Consider the following 16852-nt stretch of genomic DNA (forward strand, 5'->3'; position numbering starts at 1 on the left):
AGCGAGTGCGGTTGCGTGCGTTCCCTGGGGGCTCTGCCCCCAGACCCCCGGCAATCTGATCGGGGGGTGGCGCCGTGGGCGGGTGGATGGCACGCCTGTTGCTTTGGGCGGCTGCCTGTTGCGTAGCTGGGTGCGTTGGCGGTGGGGTCCCGTCACGAGCCGCACCAAGAGCGGTGCAGCAAGTGCTATGGCACGACTCGTGACGGGACCCCACCGCCCTTGCCTTGTGGAAGGACGGCTCGCCTTCGGCTTCGCGTGCGGGCGTGGTCAGAACTTGACGAGCATCTTGCCGGTGTTCTCGCCGCGCAGCATTCCCAGGAACGCGGACGGGGCCTGGCGGGCGCCGCCCTCGATGACCGTCTCGGAGTACTTGAGTTCGCCGGAGGCGATCCAGGCTGCCACCTCGGACACGAACTGCTCCTGCAGGGCCTTGTGGTCGCCTACCAGCATGCCGCGCAGGGTCAGGCGCTTGGCGAGGATCTGGATCATGTTGCTCGGGCCCGACGGCTTCTCGGACTCGTTGTACTGCGAGATGGCGCCGCACATCGTGATGCGGCCGTTGAGGTTGAGGGTCTCGATGGCCGCTTCGAGGTGTTCGCCGCCCACGTTGTCGAAGTAGACGTCGATGCCGTCGGGGGCGGCGGCCGCCAGCTGCTTGGCGACTGGGCCGTCCTTGTAGTTGAAGGCGGCGTCGAAGCCGAGTTCCTCGGTGAGGTACTTGACCTTGTCCGCGGAACCCGCGGAGCCGATCACCCTGCTGGCGCCCTTGAGGCGGGCGATCTGGCCCACGATCTGGCCCACGGCGCCGGCTGCGCCTGAGACGAAGACTGCGTCGCCCGGCTTGAACTCGGCGGTGGCCAGCAGGCCCGCGTAGGCGGTCAGGCCCGGCATGCCCAGGACGCCGAGGTACGCGGAGAGCGGGGCGATGGTGCCGTCGACCTTCACGGCGTGCTTGGCGTTGACCACGGCGTAGTCGCGCCAGCCCAGGCCGTGCAGGACGTTGTCGCCCTCGGCGAAGCCTTCCACGTTCGCGCCTACTGCCACTACCTCGCCCACCGCGCCGCCGTCCAGCGGGGCGCCCACCTGGAACGGCGGGACGTAGGACTTGACGTCGTTCATCCGGCCGCGCATGTACGGGTCGACGCTCATGACCACGTTGCGCACCAGGATCTGGCCTTCGCCCGGGGTGGGGATCTCGACCTCGGCGATCTCGAAGGTCTCCTCCGTCGGCCAGCCGTTCGGGCGGGACGCGAGCCGGACCTCTAGTGCGGTGTTCGACATGGTCTGAGCATCTCCCTGTCTTGTCATTCGGATCAGTTATCCGTTTCAACCGTCTGCTGATGACGACTGTTCCGGAATGTGACCTAGGCCGCAGGAAGAAGTGTCGTGACGTCGCGATATGCGAAGCCGAGCTTGCAGTACACGGCGATGGCCGGGGCGTTGTGGTTCTCCACGAAGAGGGCGCAGGTGCCGTAGAGGGTGAGCAGGGAGGAGGCGACGAACTGGCAGACGCGCTGGCCCAGGCCCTGGTTCGTGTGGGACGGGCGGACGGCCACGCCCATCATGAAGCCGACGTCGGTGGACGACCAGGCCTCGGCCGCCGTGGCGACCAGTTCGCCGCCCTCGTGCACGCCCGCCCAGCGTCGAACGCCCTTCTCGCCGGGCCAGGCCCAGGAACCCGGGTTGGCCTCGCGCAGGAGGGGTTCCACGCCGTCCGGGGTGCCTAGCCAGGCGGCCTCGGCCGGGCGGTCCAGCGTGCCCGAGCGGTCCATCCAGCCGAAGGGTTTGTCCTCCAGCCACGGGGTCGGCATCAGGGACGCCACCTCCAGTGCCAGCGGACGTTCCAGCAGCGGTCGCAACTCCACGCCCCGGCCGTGTGCCGCGAGCAGGGACGCCACGCCCTCGGCCGGTCCGGACAGGACCAGCCGGCGGCGGCGGGTGAGCGACGGGGCGTGCACGGCCACTGCGTCACCATGTGCCCAGGCCGCACCGCCCCACGACAGTGCCTGGGCTGCCCAGCGGACCATCGGGTCGTCGCTGGCGTCCTGCACCTCGGCGGTGGTGCGTAACCGGCGCACTCAGTCCTTCTGCTTGCGGCGCAACAGGGTTCGCTTCGCGAGTGACTCCTCCAGCGCCTGGTACGCGAGGTCCATCGCCCGGTTGTACTCGCCCTGGGGGCGCGGGGGGACGGACTCGTCCGGCTGCGGGAACGTGACCATCTGCAGCCAGCGCTCGTTCCAGAGCTGCTCGACCGCCGCCTCCCAGTGCAGGGCGGCGCCCATCCGCACGACCCGCTCGCGATCCCGCACCTCGGCGATCTCGTGCTGGGTCGACGCGAGCCGCTCGGCGAGTTCGGCGCACCGCACCTCGTCCAGCTTGCGCTGGCGAGCAGCCGCGTCCGTGGCGATGGCGATGATCTCCTTGTAGCGCTCAACCGCGGAGATCGTCGGCACCTCGATCACCTCCTCGCTCTGACGCTGCGACGGGACCGACTCGAACATCGTCGTCATCATCGGGTTCATGACAGTTCTCCTGTGTCGAACGGGATGATCACTTGCGGTCGCGAGTGCTCGAACCGGTCGAAGAACAGGCCGCGGCGTGGTCTCGGCGACCACGACATCACCTGCTCCGGTCCGAGCGACAGCAGTTCCTTGCCCTGGACGTCGAACGCCACCCAGGCGCCGATGTCGTCGTAGACGCCGGGCGGGAGGCTCGCCTTCAGCCTCTGCACGCCGCGCCACCAGCCCAGCACGTGCGTGCGGTTCTCGGGGCCGTGCTTCAGCACGGTGCGGAGACTGTCCACACCGGACATCCGGGTCGCCGGATCCTTCTGCTCCAGCAACGTCTGCGCGGCGTCGACGCCGTACAGCACCAGGTAGTGCGGCGACAGCGGCGCGTCGGTCTGGCCCGTGTTGATCGACTGCAGCCTGGCCGCCGTCTCGTCCAGCAGCCTGCGGATGCCGTCGATCTGGACCACCTCGGCGTCGTGCCCGTCCGCGCTCAGGCGCTTGGCCAGGTACAACGCCGAGGGCATCGCCTCTTCCACCAGGCAGGCCAGCGAGAACCTCGCCTCGTGCGAGTGGTGCTGCCTGCCCAGTGACGCGGCCGCTCCGCCGAGCACCGCGGCCGCGTCCTGGACCACGGAGCCGATCACCGCGATGTTGCGGCCCGGGGTCCGGGCGAAACGCACGCGCGCCGCGCTGCCCGCGACGTCGATGACCTGTCCGAGAAGAACGGTAGGCGATGCCTCGCCCGGTCGCAGGTCGAGGAAGTCCTGCGTCGCGTCGATCAGCGGGATCTTGCTGCCGTCGAACAGGCCCGGCGCCCGGCCCGGCTGGCGGCGCCACAGCTCGGTCTGCAGGGAGTCCATGGTGCCCTTGGACGTCGAGTCCGGGACGCGGCAGATCTCGTTGCCGGGCTTGACGCCCGACTCGTGGTTGATCACCGCGTGCCAGCGGGGCAGCTCCACGGCGGCGTCGTTCTGCGGCTCGGCCAGCACCCGGCGGGCCTTGGGCAGCGCGATCCGGACGGTGAACTGCTCGAAGATCGCCGACTTGCCCCAGAAACCCTCGATGCCCGAGACGTCCTGCGACGACAGCACGAGGTGGATGCCCTGCGAACGGCCGCGGCGCGCCACGTCCTCCAGCAGTTGGGTCGCGGCGGCGGTGACCTGGTCGCGTTCGCCGAACAGGTACTGGAACTCGTCGATCACGGCGACGATCCGCGGCCAGCGGCCGGTCGGGTCCTCGGCGCGCAGGTGCTCCAGCTTGGTGACCTCGTGCAGCTTGGCCGCGTCCGCACGCCGGCGCATCTCGTCGGACAGGAACCGCAGCAGCGCCACACCGAACTCGCGGTCGGTGTTGACGTTCACGCCGACCAGGCGCGCGTGCGGCAGCCACGACGGGTCCTTGCGGCCCGGTGCGAACTGCGCGAACGACACGCCTTCCTTGAAGTCCAGCAGGTAGAGCTCCAGCTCGTTCGGTGAGTAGCGCGCACACAGCGAACCGAGCATCGCGTAGAGGAAGTTCGTCTTGCCGGAACCCGAAGGCCCGCCGATCAACGCGTGCGGCGAGGTGTCACCGAGCTGCACGCAGACCTGTTCGCCGTCGTCGAAGCCGACGGGTGCGATGACGCCGGCCGACGAGTTCTCCGTCCACGGCCGGTCCGGCAGCAGGTCGTCGAACTTGCTCATGCGCGAGCGCCGTTCCTCGCGCTTCTCCGCGATGGCGGCACAAGCGCGCGGCACCATCGTGCGCGGCAGAGCGGGATCCAGCGTCACGGTCACGTCTTTGCCGGTCATCGTGCAGAACGCGGTGCCGTCGTTGCGCAACGACACCGTTTCCACCGGCGAGTTGATCGTGATCGGAACGTCCACGATGAACAGCTGCACACCGCACGCCAAACCGTTGCGCGCCACGCGTTGCAGCTGTTGCTGCTGGTCTTCCTTCAGCGCCTTGCGGTTGCCGAACAGCACGGCGATCCGCCACGGCTCGGTGCGCCGGCCCTCACCGCTGACCGCACGAACGGTCAGATGGCCGTCGACCAGGACCTTGGTGTGCACCTGGCGGATGTGCTCGGACATCTCGTCGAGCAGCTCGTGCAGCCGCGCCGGATCGTGCACCGTCAGCAGGTTCGCGCGGGTCAGCGGGTAGAGGCCGGGCAACGACCCGGTCAGCTGGCCGACGTCCCACACGTGCACGTGCACGAGCCCCGGCTGGAAGTGCGACAGCACGCGCAGCAACAGGCTTTCCACCAGCGTGTCCGCGAGCTGGCGGGTGTCCGGTGTGGACGAGATGTGCAGGTGTGCCTGGTCCAGCAGCGGCACCGCGACGGGGAACGGGACGGGCGTCGGCGCCGACGTCACCACGCCGGTGCCGATCCGCCACAGCTCCGGCACGCCCTCGCTGCCGTCGTGCGTGCCCGGATGGCCGAGCCACGACTCGTGCGGCAACGACGCGGGGCCGGCGGCGACCGAGTTCACCAGCTCGGTCAGCTGCTCGGGGCCCGTGGTCGTCCACTCGTGGAACGACTGCTCCCAGTCGTGCCTGATCTGGGCGAGCCGCTCGGCGAACTGGGGCATCGAGAGCGGCGCGACACGCGGGTTCCTCGTGCGCTTCTCGTCGACCGTCAGGAACGGGGTCACGTCCTTCAGGGCGGCGTCCTGCAAGGCCTTGTCGACGCCCATGCCGCGCACGGTGTGCTCGAACATGTCCTTGGCGTGCTCGGTGGCGAGCAACCGGTGTTCGCGCGCCACGGAGCCCAGCGCGGCCGAAACAGCCCGCTGGAACTCCGTGAAGGCGACTTCGATCCTCTGCCGCCGGTCGTCCCGCCTGCTCATCACAGCTCCACGGTGAGTCGTTGGATGCGCTCTAGGGTTCCCACCATCAGTTCAAGCTGATCGGGGAATCTTTCCTTCGCGCGCACGAACTCCACTGGAAGCAGCGACTCGTGGTGGTTCTCACTCGACTCGGCGAGGATGGCGACCGCCTCGTCGAGGCCCTCCTGCGCTGATCGCACGTTGCGGTACGACTCACGCAGGATCTCGCTCGCCTGCTCGAGCGCGGCACGAACCTCGCCGATGGACGCCATCAAAGCCTGCTGTTGATGCCCTCGGCCCCGGAAATGCCGGCGCCGAGGTAGTTCTGCAGCTCGCTCACGCCGGACACGACCTGGGCGAACTGGGCGTTCGTCGTCTCGACGTCCGCCTGCACGGAGCCCTGCGTGACCGATGTCAGCAGCTGCTGCGCGTCCTCGGCGAGCTCAGCCGCCTGTTGGAGGGCCGACTGGCTTTGAGCCGCCTTGTCGATCGCCTGGGCAATTGCGGCACGGACCTCTTCGATGCTGGCCATGTCGACTCCCGAACCCTCCGGAACAAGATGGTCTGACGACCACTTAGTAGAGATTGTGCCCAGATTTTCACAGTTGAGAGCGAAGATCGGCTAACCGGGTGGATGCCTGAATCCACTCGAACGGGCCTTGATTTAATGATCAGTTCAGCCCGCCGCAGGCCGCCTGTCCACGCGTGTAGCAACTCTCACAACGACGCCTACAGCCCGTTGAGCGTTCATGTCTACCGGCCGGGTGAATCAAGACGGCTTCGAGGGCGAGTTGTCACGCAAAGTTCCTGCCCCGAAAGGGTCATCTCCGGCCCAGACCTCGACCAGAACGCGCTCGGCACCCGGAACGAGACCGTTGATCAGCTCGGGTTCGTCCAAAACGGTCCACGCCGTCGGAGGCTCGCACGCCACCCGCGGCGTCGAGAAGCCCTCACCCAGCCCGCGCACGAACGTGCGAACGGCCCGCGCCAGCGCGGCGGAGACGTTGTGGGTGGCCTTCTCCGTGCTCGGTCGTGTGATCACCACGGCCCAGCAGCCCGGCTCTTCGTCGGAACAGTCGCGGGCGTCCACGATCTGAGCGCCCGCACGGCTGATGAGCGCGTCGCACGCGGCACGCGCCTGTTGCTCGTCCGCTGCCTCGACCACCACGGTGATCAGCAGCACGAGGTCGTCTTCGTCCATGACACCCGAAATGGTGTCAGATGACCCGCCGGGTGAACTCCAGCACCCGAGTGACGGCCTCGCCGTCGGTCAGCAGCCCGTCCGCGACGTGCTCCTCGAACGCCGAGCCGCGAATCCGGTCGATGCCCTCGCGGGTGTCCGAGATCGGCACGATCTCGTCGCCCGAGCCGTGCAGCCACAACGTCGGCAGGTCGCCCAGCGACGGCCCGGAGCCGACCTCGTCCATCAGGTCGGCCAGTTCGTTCGACGCGCCGTCCCACAGGCCGAGCACCGGCGACACCAGCACCAGCGCGGCGAGCCCGGAGTGCGTCTGTGCACAACGGACCGCGACGGGCGCGGCGGTGAAGTGTCCAATGAGGACGACCGGCCGGTCGGCGGTCTCGATCACCGCTTCGAAGTTCTCGCTCACCACCACCGGAACGCCTGCGGTGCGCAGCGAGAAGGCGATGCGCTCGCCGTGCGGCAGCACGGCGAGCCATCCAGGTACGTGCATCTACGAAGCGTAGAAGGCGCTTATCTCGATCCGGCCACCCGAGCAGACGGGGCCGAGGTTCCACGGCATGGACAGCGGTGCCGTCTCGTTCGGCGGGATCGCCGCGACCTTCGACGGCTCCGGCTGGCACGTGCCCTCCACCGGCTCGCTGCCCGCGGGCACGACGCTCCAGTGCAGGTTCGCGGAGGCCTTCGCGCCAGGCGCGAGCGTCAGAGCGGCGGGACCGGGGTCGGCCTTGCGCTCCAGTTTGGTGGGTACGGCGCCGGAAGCGTTCTCCAACTGGAAACCGCTGTAGCCGTTCAACGTGCACGGCACCGTTCCGCCGTTCGTCACCACGAACTTGCCGTACCTGTTGCCCGCACCGGCGTCAGTGGGGACGATCTCGCCCTTCAACGCCGCCGAGTCGCAGCGCTTCCCGTCGGGCGAGACCGCCTGGGGGTTGTCCGACGCGGGAGCGGACGAAGAAGCCGTCGACGACGGTGTCGACGGTGCCGTCGGCAGCGTTTGCGCGGCCTCTTCCGGCGTTCTCGTCCCGCATGCCGTAACGGAAGCGAGCACCAGCAGTCCGCAAGCGATCAACCGTCGAGTCATGGGTGCACCTCCTACCCCGAAGGATGTGCCCAATTCCCAATCAGCCAACACAACGTGCCGGAAATTCACCGGATCTGGTGGACGTCCCATCCGTCCGGAAGTTCCGCCATGCCCTGCACCGCGGCGGTCCAGATGTACGTCCAGGCGATGCGCCCGTCGGGCAGCACGACGCGCACGCGGCGGTAGTCCTCGCCCTCGTACTCGTCGAGCAGCGGCAGCGCGTCCTCGGGCGACCTGAGCCGCAGCACGAAGCCGGGCACGCCCAGGCCGGCACCGGGGCGCAGCGCGGGGTAGCCCTGGCCGGTGTCGAACAACGTGCCGGGGAGGTGGGTCTCCTCGGACTCCACGACGTGCGGTTCCATGAGGTGCCAAGCGCTTGCGCCCGGCTGGAGGGTGCCGTAGACGAACAGCAGCTCGGGCCAGTCGTCGGCCGACGGCTCGCCGTGGACCTCGGTGACGTCCAGTCCGTCGTTCATCGCAGGCCTCTCGCCCAGCACGCGCGCGCCCCGTTGCGAGACGTCCGCGCAACGGACCATGCGGCCGTTGAAGAGCACGGGCATCCGCTTCTTGGAGCCTGCCGTGTACGCCAGAACGCTGTCGATGACGCCGCCGTTGTAGAGCACCACACGGCCCGTGTGCACGCGTACAAGCCGATAGCGCAGCCCGCGTCCCTCGCACCGGTCCAGCACACGCAACTGCTCGGGCGTGGCGAACCAGATCGAGTGCTCCTCGGTGACGCCGGGCGCCCCCGCGAGCGTCGCCGGCCGCTGCCCGTCGCGCATGCGCAATCCGGCGGCCCAGACAGCAGTAAGGCCCTCGCACCGTGCACGCAGCACGACCGCGGGGCCTTCGAGACCGAGCTCCTCGCGGAGCCAGGTGAGCTTGCTGGGATTGGCGTTCGACCCGTAGCCGAGCACGGGCATTCGGCCCGCCAACGGAGGCTCACCGTGGTTCGCCAGCCATTGGTCTAGATCGATGTTCTCCGGCTCAACACGCCACCCCGACTCCATGGTGAGGTCCGGTCGCACTGGCCAGCCCGTTTCGTCGACGTGGACGAAACAGTGGTCTGGACGAGTGCCCGGATAGGGCTCAGCCGGATGGCTTTCGTCGGTGAACGGTTGGGCCATTGGTCCATTGTGCCAGTCCGAGGGGCCAGATGGCGCCCCCTGATCGTGACCCATCCGATGTCTACCCCTGCTTTTCGGGGTTCAAGTGAGAACGTTCACTGCGCAATCGGGTGACTAGCCCGATGTCTGCTCGCCGCCGCTCTGGTGAACCTCAGGAGCCGTCATAGTGTTCCTGCGCCTGGGTGACCTCCGGCTGGTTCGCGGCGATCCACGAGGCGAGCGCCACGAGGTGACTGGCCGCCCCCTTGCCGAGCGGCGTCAACGTGTACTCGACGTGCGGCGGGATGACCGGATGCACCTCCCGGTGCACGAACCCGTCCCGCTCCAGCGTCCGCAGGGTCTGCGTGAGCATCTTCTCGCTGACGACCTCCAGCTCACGCCGCAGATCGCTGAACCGCCAGGAGGCCCCGTCGAACAGGGCCTGCAGGACCAGCACGCCCCACTTGCTTGTGACGTGCTCCATGATCGCCCGCTCGGGACACATCGTGACCTGCATGCTCACCTCCACGTAAGTACCCAACTTCAAAGTGGGTACTTTCCAAAGGTTAGCGCTAACCGCAACCTGGACGCATGACGATCCTCATCACCGGAGCAACCGGCCAGCTGGGCGGCGCAGTGGTCCGCCACGTCCTCGACCGCACGAACGAGCAGGTCATCGTCTCCGTGCGCTCCCCGGAGAAGTTCACCCTGGAAGGCGTCGAGGTCAGGCAGGGCGACTTCGCCAAGCCCGAGACCCTCGACTTCCGGGGCGTCGACAAGCTCCTGATCGTGTCGGCCGACGACCACGACACCGACGTGCGCATCAAGCAGCACGAGAACGCCATCGCCAAGGCCGTGGAGCACGGCGTGGGCCACATCTTCTACACCAGCATCACCGACGCCGACACCTCACCGGTAGGCGCCGCAGCGGTCCACAAAGCCACCGAGAGCATCATCCGCGCCACCGGCGTCCCGTTCACGTTCCTGCGCAACGGCATGTACCACGAGAACTACCTGGGTGCCCTGTCCGCGGACACCGTCGCGATCTCCACGAAGGACGGGCGGGTGGCGAGCGCGGCCCGTGAGGACTTCGCCGAAGCCGCCGCCGCGGCCCTCACCACCACCGGCCACGAGAACCAGACCTACGAGCTCACCGGCTCGACCAGCTGGTCGTTCCCCGAACTGGCCGGCGACCGGTACCGCGACGTGAGCGACGAGGACCTGATCGCCTCCGGCGTCCCGGCCTTCCTGGTCGACTTCTTCGTGGCGATCCGCAACGGCGTCTTCGCCGAGGTCCGCCCGGACCTGGAGAAGCTGCTCGGCCGCCCCTCCACGCCGATCAAGGTCACCGTCTGAGCAACCGCGCTGGAACCGGCGTCAGCGATCGCAGCCCGGAGTTCGTCACGTGAACTCCGGGTGCGCCTCCGGGTGCGCGTCCCACCACTTCCGGTACTCCGGATTCCGGTCCAGCACCGACCGGTAAGCCTCAGCCGCACACGCGAACACCTCGTGAGCCCGCCCGGCCACCGGAGAGTCCCGCCGGGTGGCCACGAAGATGTCGGTCATCAACGGCATCCCCCGCAACCGCCGGATCACGATCCCCTCCCCGGTCCGCGAGGGCGCGGCGGCAAAGGACACGCACCCACCGGCCACCAGGCCGCGGGCCATGCTCGCCTCGCCGGTGTGGTGGGTGAGCCGGGGCACGAACCCGGCGTCCGCGCAGGCCTGGAACATCTGCGTCCGGCTGCCGATGTGCTGCTTGGGCGGGGTGACCCAGTCGCGGTCCGCGAGCTGCGCCAGGTCGACCTCCTCCTGCGACGCCAGCGGGTCCGTCTCCGGCAACGCCACGAACGCCGGCTCCGTCACCAGCTTCCGCAGCTCGATGCCGGCCAGGTCGCGCGCGTGCATGCCGTCGAAGAACTCGAACAGCGCCACGTGGACCTGCCCGGCCTCCAGCATCTCCACGATCTCCGCGGACGACGGCCGGACCTCGGCGCGCACGTCCGCGTTGAGCCCTCGCAGGCCCTCCACGAGCCGGGCGAAGTACAGGATCGGGATGCAGCCGAGGAAGAGCGGCCCTCGCCGGTCAGTCTCGCGGGTGTTGGCCATCAGCTGCGCCATCTCGTCGAGCACCAGCCGTGCGGTGCCCAGCACGCGGCGGCCCAGGTCCGTGGGGACGCACCCGTTGCGCGTTCGGTCGAACAGCTGGCCGCCGACGAGTCTCTCGACGGTGCGCAGCTGGGCGGACAGGGCGGGTTGGGTGAGTCCGAGCCGCGTCGCGGCCCTGGTGACACTGCCTTCCTCGGCGATGGTTCGTACCGCGCGGAGGTGTCTGAGCTCCAGCTCGGGCATAAAGACCTTGTATCCCCCTTCTGAATGCGCCGCCACCCTTCGATCGGGGCATAGTGGCACTCGATCGATCTTCCGGCCCGGCGCTTGCGGCAGCGCCTCGGGGTCCGGCGCGGGAGGGTGCGCACCCCTCGGTCCGACGCTGCTGCCACGCACCCTGCGCTCCGTGACAGCAGCGTCGGACCTATGCGTCAGGGAATGGGAACGGCCGCGCCCGTCACGGTCACCCGGCGGTCATCGCGGGTGGCATCGACCTCCAGCCGTGACGGCCTGCCCATGTCCTCGCCCTGGCTGATGACGAACCGCTGCGGCCCTTCGAGGTCGCGCAGGTAGCCGCCGAACGCGGCGGCGGCAGCGCCGGTGGCCGCGTCCTCGACGACACCTCCGACGGGGAACGGGTCGCGGGCGTGCACGAGGTCCGCGGACTCCCGCCAGAACAGGTGCACCGTCGTCAGGTCGTGCGCCAGCATCAGGTCGCGCAACGCGTCGAAGTCGTAGTCGAGCTCGCGCAGCTGCTCGCGGTCCTTCAGCGGGATGAGCAGATGGCGTGCGCCGCCGAAGCCGACGTGCACCGGGCCGTCACCGATCTCCTTGTAGCCCAACGCCTCCAGCGCGTCCGCGACCAGCGCCGGATCCGCGGGGGACGTGCTGGTCGGCACGCTGGTCAGCGAGGCGTTGCCGCCCGAGGTCTCGATGGTGATCTCGCCGGCCGGCGTGTGGAACGTCAGCGGCCCGTCCCCGATCCGCTCGGCCAGCGCGACGGACGTCGCGATCGTGGCGTGCCCGCAGAACGGCACCTCGGCCTTGGGGCTGAAGTACCGGACGTCGAACTCGCGCTCGGTCCGCGGCACCACGAACGCGGTCTCCGAGTACCCCACCTTCGCCGCGATCCCGAGCATCTCGTCGTCGCTCAGATCGGACGCGTCGAGCACCACACCCGCCGGGTTCCCACCGGCCGGATCGGTTGTGAAAGCGCTGTACCGCAGGACGCCCTTGTCGCTCATACCCCGGTCCAACGCATAGCAGTGCTGAAGTCTTCCGCCCGTGTTCCTGCTGGTGAAGTACTTCAGCCCGGCCTTCTCCAGCACCCGTCCGGAGGCGGCGTTCCTGGCGTCGGTCCCGGCCACGACCCGGTCCGCGATGGCGAGCGCCCGGTCCCGCAGCTCCACCGCGACCCGGGAGGCGACCCCGCGTCCCCACCGGGCGGGGTCGATCCAGTAGCCGATCTCGATCTCGCCGAGGTCCCCGTCGAGCATCTGCGCGAGCCCGATGACCACGCCGTCCTCGACGACGGCGTGCAGGCCGAAGCCGTGCACCTCCCAGTGCCGCAACGCCTGCTCGTGCCGTTCGGTCACGTAGTCAGGGGTCCAGGGCATGCCGTTGCCCACGTACGCCGTCATCCGCGGGTCGGACGCCCACCGCAGCATGTAGCCGAAGTGCTCGTTCTCCCAACGCACGAGTTCCATGAGGACCATCGTGCCTCAGCTGAACTGCTGGAGTAGCCCCTCACACGTGCGGACCACGATCTGGGCGGCCTTGCGATGGGCGTGGGTCGCGTGGACGTCCGCGGCCTGCGCCTGCCACCGGACCAGCGCGTCGAGCAACGCCTCGCGCAGCTCACGGGCGTCGGCCTCGTACTCGAAACCCAGCCGTGCGGGCGGAGCCACGCCCTCGGCGCCGACGAGCCGCAGCGCCTCGGTCTGCAGTTCGGCGGGCAGCTTCGTGCGGCCGGACTGCAGCGCGGCCACGAGCCGCAGCTCGCGGAAGTCGTGCGCGGAGGCGACGACCCGTTCCAGGTCGGCCATCAGCTTGCGCGCGTTCTGCCGCGGCTCCATCCGGAACAGCACGTCGAGCGCCAGCAGCGCCGAGCGCGCCTTGAGGATCTCGCGGCGTTCGACGAAGTGGACGGCGATCGAGTCGCGCAGCTCGCCGAGCCCGCTGCGCTGCACCAGCTGGCCGGTCAGCTTCACCTGCGAGTCGAAGCCCTGCCTGATCAACGCGGTGATCAGCCGGACGCCGAAGATCCCGAACCGCTCCAGCAACGCCTGCCGCACAGCGGGTTCCATCGTCACCGGGAACTGCTCGCCGGCGAACCGGTCCGCCGACAGCAGGTGGTCCTCCAGCTCCTCGCGCCCCAGGGACGACAGCACCCGCAGGGCGGCGAACTCGTCCTCCCGCAACGTCTTCGCGGCCACCGCCAGCAGCCCGGCGACCGAGACCACGTTCTGGCACAACGGTTGCACGGCCGGGTCACGACGGTAGCGGCGGGCGATCTGCTTGGCCGACGACAGCGCGTCGATCCGCCCGGCCCCGATCTCGTCGGCACGGGCGAGTACCGCGACGGTGTGCACCGCGGCGGTCCTGGCGATCGGGTGGTCGTTGGCGGACTGCAGGAACTTCAGGTCCTCGTCCTGCACGTGCCGCATCAGGTACAGCAACGCGTCCGCGTCACCGAGCACCTGTTCCGGCGTGGCCTCGGACGGGGTGTCGATCAGCACGACGTCGCGCAGCGTCCGCGCGGGCCAGTCGACGACGATCCGGTCGGAACGGTCGAACTGGCCCGTCTCGACGTGGTTGCGGCTGCCCCGCCTGCCGATCGAGACCTCGTGCGGCCGGCCGGGGCCGTGGAACACGTGCGCCCGCTGCTCGGTGCCGCCGCGGTACCAGACGAACGAGCTCTGCGGCGTGAACTCGTCGCCGACCAGCGCGTTGACCACAGTGGACTTGCCGATCCGCGACCTGCCGGCCACCGCGATCCGCACGGGTTCGGTGTAGCGCTCGACGTGCGAGCGCAGCCAGGCCGTGGCGCGGGGGCTGTCCCGGTAGACACCCAGCGCTTCTTGCAGCATCGACCAGACGACGCGGTCCAGTGTCACGCGGTGAGCTCCATCGCAGGACCCCCGAGTGCCTGTACCCGCTTGTAGAGCGTGACGAGCTTGTCCAGCTCCTTGCGGCCTTCCCGCATCCTGCGCTCGCGTTCGGTCTGGTCGTCCTGCACCGCGCGCTTGGCGCTGCGGGCCGACTCCAGCAACGTCTCCTGCAGCTCTTCGGCGAGCGTGCTGAAGTGGTTGCGCAGCGAGCGCTGGATGTGCCGCCCGGAGTCGCGGACGTCCTTGGAGAACTTCATGAAGAAGTCGTCCACGTGACGTTGCGCGGCGGCCTTCGCGGCTGCCTGACGGCGCTTGAGCCGCTGGTCGCTCTCGTCCAAAATGGACTTACCGCCGAACAGCGCGCCGGCGCCGAGCGAGATCACGTTGATCAGCGGCATCCCCGCGAGCGAGGTGACCAGGCCGAACATCAGCACGCCGCCGTAGGAGCCGCGCAGACCGGTGAAGAGCTTCTGCGGCATCGAGAACGGCTCGATCTTCGGCTTCTCCAGCTTGCTCGCCGGTTCGAGCAGGTCGTCCGGCAGCACCGAGCCCGGGATCAGGTCCTCGCGGTAGACCGGGAAGTTCCTGGCGACCTTCGCGGCCACCCACTCCGCGCGTTCCATCAACCAGGCGAAGTTCGTGGTGGCGGCCTCGTTGAGGTTGTCCTCCAGCCACTGCTCGAACTTGTCCCAGCCGATCGCGGGGTCGGCCTCGTCGTAGGTCTTGTCGACCTCGCGCAGGATCTTGCGGGTCCTGTCGCGCAGGTCGTACTCGACGTCGGAGATCAGGTCGGCCATCTCGTCGTTGAGCACGTTCTGCCAGCGCGCGGACCGGCGGCGCAGCTCGTCGACGCGCCGCTGGGCCTCCTGCAGCGTCGAGATCGTGGCGACCGTGCGGGACGAGTCGTGAGCCGTGAGCTCCTCGCGCAACGGCGTGACCAGCTGGGTGATCGCCGACGACGCCACGACGGCGACGGCGCGCCGGGCCAGCAGGTCGGCGCTCGCCACGATGTCGCTCTGCACGCACGTCACCAGTTCCGGGAACCCGGACTCGCTGTTGAGGCGCTGGTCGCCGGTCTTCGCGGCGCGCAGGCGCAGCGCGGACGAGACGGGGATGAGCTTCGCGCGGATGCCGGCGCGGGCGAGCAGTGCCCGGTTGCGCTCCACGACGTGCCGCCAGCTCGGCACGAGGTCGATCTTGGTGACCACCACCGTGACGTTCGGGCAGGCCTCCATGATCTTCTTGAGCAGCGTCATCTCCGCCGAGGTCAGCTCACCCGTGGCGTCGGAGACCAGCAGCACGGCGTCGGCCTGCATCAGCGTCGCGAACGTGCTGGCGGTGTGCGCGGAGCGGGTGTCGCCGACACCGGGGGTGTCGATCAGGACCAGGCCGCTGTCGAGCAGCGCGCGCGGAATGCCGATCTCGGCCCGCACGACGTGCTGCGCGGCGGCCTGTTTCGTCACCTGGTCGATCGGCACGGCGATGCGCTCGGTCGGGGTGTGGAAGATCGATCCGCCCGCCGAGGCGTTGCGGACCAGAGCCGCGGACGGGGTGTCCGCGTGCTGGACGAAGGTGGGCACAGTCGTCGTGATGTCGTCGCCCACCGCGCACACGGGTGCGTTGAGCAACGCGTTGACGAGCTGGCTCTTGCCTTGTTTGGACTCGCCGACGACGAGAACGCGCAACTTGGGGTCCAGTTGCTGTGCCCGCTTCTCCCGCAGCCGGGCCTCCAGATCGGGCCTCCGGTGCGTGACGCAGGCCCCGATCGTCTCGTCGAGCACGTCGAGCCAGGGCGGTGCCATCACCTGACTCATAGTGCCGTGTTCACCCCCTTGGGTGAAAGCCTTGAATCCGATACCGGTTTAGTTCGAGAAGACGAGGCTGTTCGGAAGGGCGGTGACGTTGCTCACCGCGTGGAACGTGAATCGGTTTGAGCTTTTTGTCAGCCTGAGGCTTGACCGAGACGACGAACCGGCCCTGTCTGCGAGAGACAGGGCCGGTCCGCGTTGGGAGGGTGGCTCAGCCGAGCAGGCCCAGGTCCAGGTCGCCGACGACCGGGACGTTGTGGGTCACGTCGGTGACGGTGCCGAGCACGTTGCCGACGCCGTGGTCACCGGCAACGCCGGTCGCGGTGCTCGCGACACCGGTCGCCGTGCCGACGAGGCCGGTCGCGGTGCTCGTGACCTGGCCGATCGTGTCCACGGAGTGCGCGCCGACGTCGCCGTTGGCCAGGTCGTCCAGGCCGCTGGTGTTCAGCACGCCCAGGCTGAGGTCGCCGCCGCCGAGCACGCCGAGCGCGTCGTGGCCGAGGCCCGTCACGCCGCCGAGCTGGCCGAGGACGCCGTCCAGGCCGGCGGTCGAGGTGACGCCGTCGAGCGGCGCGTCGACCGTGGCGGTGGCGGTGTCGGCCACGTCGAGGACGGTGCCGGTGACCGGGGACGCGGTCTGGTCGAGGACCGACGTCACGTCGGTCACGGCGGAGAAGTCACCGTCGATGCCCAGGCCGGCACGGGCGTACTCGCCCAGGCTCTGGTTCGCCGCCGCGAGCTGCAGGCCGTCCTCGCCCACCGCGAGCATGCCGGCGGAGGAGGTCTGCAGGTCGGTGAGGTTCACGCCCGACGAGGTCAGCTGAGACGCGACCGCCTGCAGCTGGCTGATGGCGCCGAGCGGGCCGTCCGCGAGGACGTCACCGGCGGGCAGGGTCAGGTCGACACCGTCGATGGCGGGCAGGCCAGCGGGGGTGGCGGGCAGCAGGTCGAGGACCAGCGGGATGACTTCCTGCACGTCGACGGCGGTGATGTCGGCCAGACCAGCCTGCTCCAGGGTGCCCTGAGCGTCGGCCGCGAAGGCGTCCTTGAGCGACGGGTCGCTGAGCAGGTTGAGCACGAAGTCGTGGAGCGTGCTGGGCTGGATCATCTGAAGGAA

The 16852-nt window shown here is 69.2% G+C and carries 17 protein-coding genes; 1 reads left to right on the forward strand and 16 read right to left on the reverse strand.

The features are described from left to right. Positions 1–267: 267 nt before the first annotated feature. The 11 genes from SK571_RS44100 to SK571_RS44150 all read right to left on the reverse strand — a co-directional run bounded on the left by SK571_RS44100 (position 268) and on the right by SK571_RS44150 (position 9225). Positions 268–1281, reverse strand: coding sequence for an NADP-dependent oxidoreductase (locus tag SK571_RS44100; protein WP_319990076.1), 1014 nt, complete (start codon positions 1279–1281; stop codon positions 268–270). Between the two features lie 83 nt (positions 1282–1364). Continuing rightward, positions 1365–2078, reverse strand: a complete 714-nt coding sequence (locus tag SK571_RS44105; RefSeq protein WP_319990077.1) for a GNAT family N-acetyltransferase — start codon at positions 2076–2078, stop codon at positions 1365–1367. Further along, the gene (locus SK571_RS44110) at positions 2079–2522 is read right to left on the reverse strand and encodes a hypothetical protein (RefSeq protein ID WP_319990078.1); all 444 of its coding nucleotides are present in this window, start codon (positions 2520–2522) and stop codon (positions 2079–2081) included. Continuing rightward, a complete protein-coding gene (locus tag SK571_RS44115) occupies positions 2519–5338 on the reverse strand; it encodes an FtsK/SpoIIIE domain-containing protein (RefSeq protein WP_319990079.1) in 2820 nt (939 codons plus the stop codon). Before SK571_RS44115 ends, SK571_RS44110 begins: the two co-directional genes overlap by 4 nt. Then, positions 5338–5589, reverse strand: coding sequence for a hypothetical protein (locus SK571_RS44120; RefSeq protein WP_030481404.1), 252 nt, complete (start codon positions 5587–5589; stop codon positions 5338–5340). Before SK571_RS44120 ends, SK571_RS44115 begins: the two co-directional genes overlap by 1 nt. Beyond that, positions 5589–5849: a hypothetical protein gene (locus SK571_RS44125; protein ID WP_030481403.1), complete on the reverse strand. Its 261-nt coding sequence runs from the start codon at positions 5847–5849 to the stop codon at positions 5589–5591. Before SK571_RS44125 ends, SK571_RS44120 begins: the two co-directional genes overlap by 1 nt. Positions 5850–6086: 237 nt before the next feature. After that, complete coding sequence (locus SK571_RS44130) at positions 6087–6518, reverse strand: hypothetical protein (protein WP_319990080.1); 432 nt, start codon at positions 6516–6518, stop codon at positions 6087–6089. Between the two features lie 16 nt (positions 6519–6534). After that, positions 6535–7011, reverse strand: coding sequence for an alpha/beta fold hydrolase (locus SK571_RS44135; protein WP_319990081.1), 477 nt, complete (start codon positions 7009–7011; stop codon positions 6535–6537). Beyond that, positions 7012–7602: a DUF4232 domain-containing protein gene (locus SK571_RS44140; protein ID WP_319990082.1), complete on the reverse strand. Its 591-nt coding sequence runs from the start codon at positions 7600–7602 to the stop codon at positions 7012–7014. Positions 7603–7667: 65 nt separating this feature from the next. Then, positions 7668–8537: a gamma-glutamylcyclotransferase gene (locus tag SK571_RS44145; RefSeq protein WP_319990083.1), complete on the reverse strand. Its 870-nt coding sequence runs from the start codon at positions 8535–8537 to the stop codon at positions 7668–7670. Positions 8538–8880: 343 nt separating this feature from the next. Then, the gene (locus SK571_RS44150) at positions 8881–9225 is read right to left on the reverse strand and encodes a winged helix-turn-helix transcriptional regulator (protein ID WP_319990084.1); all 345 of its coding nucleotides are present in this window, start codon (positions 9223–9225) and stop codon (positions 8881–8883) included. 74 nt (positions 9226–9299) lie between these two features. Here SK571_RS44150 and SK571_RS44155 point away from each other — a divergent pair, with 74 nt between their 5' ends. Beyond that, positions 9300–10064: an NAD(P)H-binding protein gene (locus SK571_RS44155; RefSeq protein WP_319990085.1), complete on the forward strand. Its 765-nt coding sequence runs from the start codon at positions 9300–9302 to the stop codon at positions 10062–10064. A 45-nt stretch (positions 10065–10109) separates the two neighbouring features. Here the strand turns inward: SK571_RS44155 and SK571_RS44160 are convergent, their stop codons facing one another. From SK571_RS44160 to SK571_RS44180, 5 genes are all read right to left on the reverse strand, one after another. Then, positions 10110–11060 (reverse strand): LysR family transcriptional regulator, encoded by a 951-nt coding sequence (locus tag SK571_RS44160; protein WP_319990086.1) that lies wholly within the window; start codon positions 11058–11060, stop codon positions 10110–10112. A gap of 188 nt (positions 11061–11248) precedes the next feature. Continuing rightward, on the reverse strand, positions 11249–12523 hold the full coding sequence (locus SK571_RS44165) for a PhzF family phenazine biosynthesis isomerase (protein ID WP_319990087.1): 1275 nt from the start codon (positions 12521–12523) through the stop codon (positions 11249–11251). 15 nt (positions 12524–12538) lie between these two features. Next, positions 12539–13933: a P-loop NTPase family protein gene (locus tag SK571_RS44170; protein ID WP_319990088.1), complete on the reverse strand. Its 1395-nt coding sequence runs from the start codon at positions 13931–13933 to the stop codon at positions 12539–12541. Further along, on the reverse strand, positions 13930–15741 hold the full coding sequence (locus tag SK571_RS44175; RefSeq protein ID WP_319990089.1) for a dynamin family protein: 1812 nt from the start codon (positions 15739–15741) through the stop codon (positions 13930–13932). The genes SK571_RS44170 and SK571_RS44175 overlap by 4 nt, the downstream gene beginning before the upstream one ends. 205 nt (positions 15742–15946) lie before the next feature. After that, complete coding sequence (locus SK571_RS44180) at positions 15947–16843, reverse strand: IniB N-terminal domain-containing protein (RefSeq protein WP_319990090.1); 897 nt, start codon at positions 16841–16843, stop codon at positions 15947–15949. Positions 16844–16852: the final 9 nt, after the last annotated feature.

It is taken from the genome of Lentzea kristufekii (assembly GCF_033949925.1).
GTDB lineage: Bacteria > Actinomycetota > Actinomycetes > Mycobacteriales > Pseudonocardiaceae > Lentzea > Lentzea kristufekii.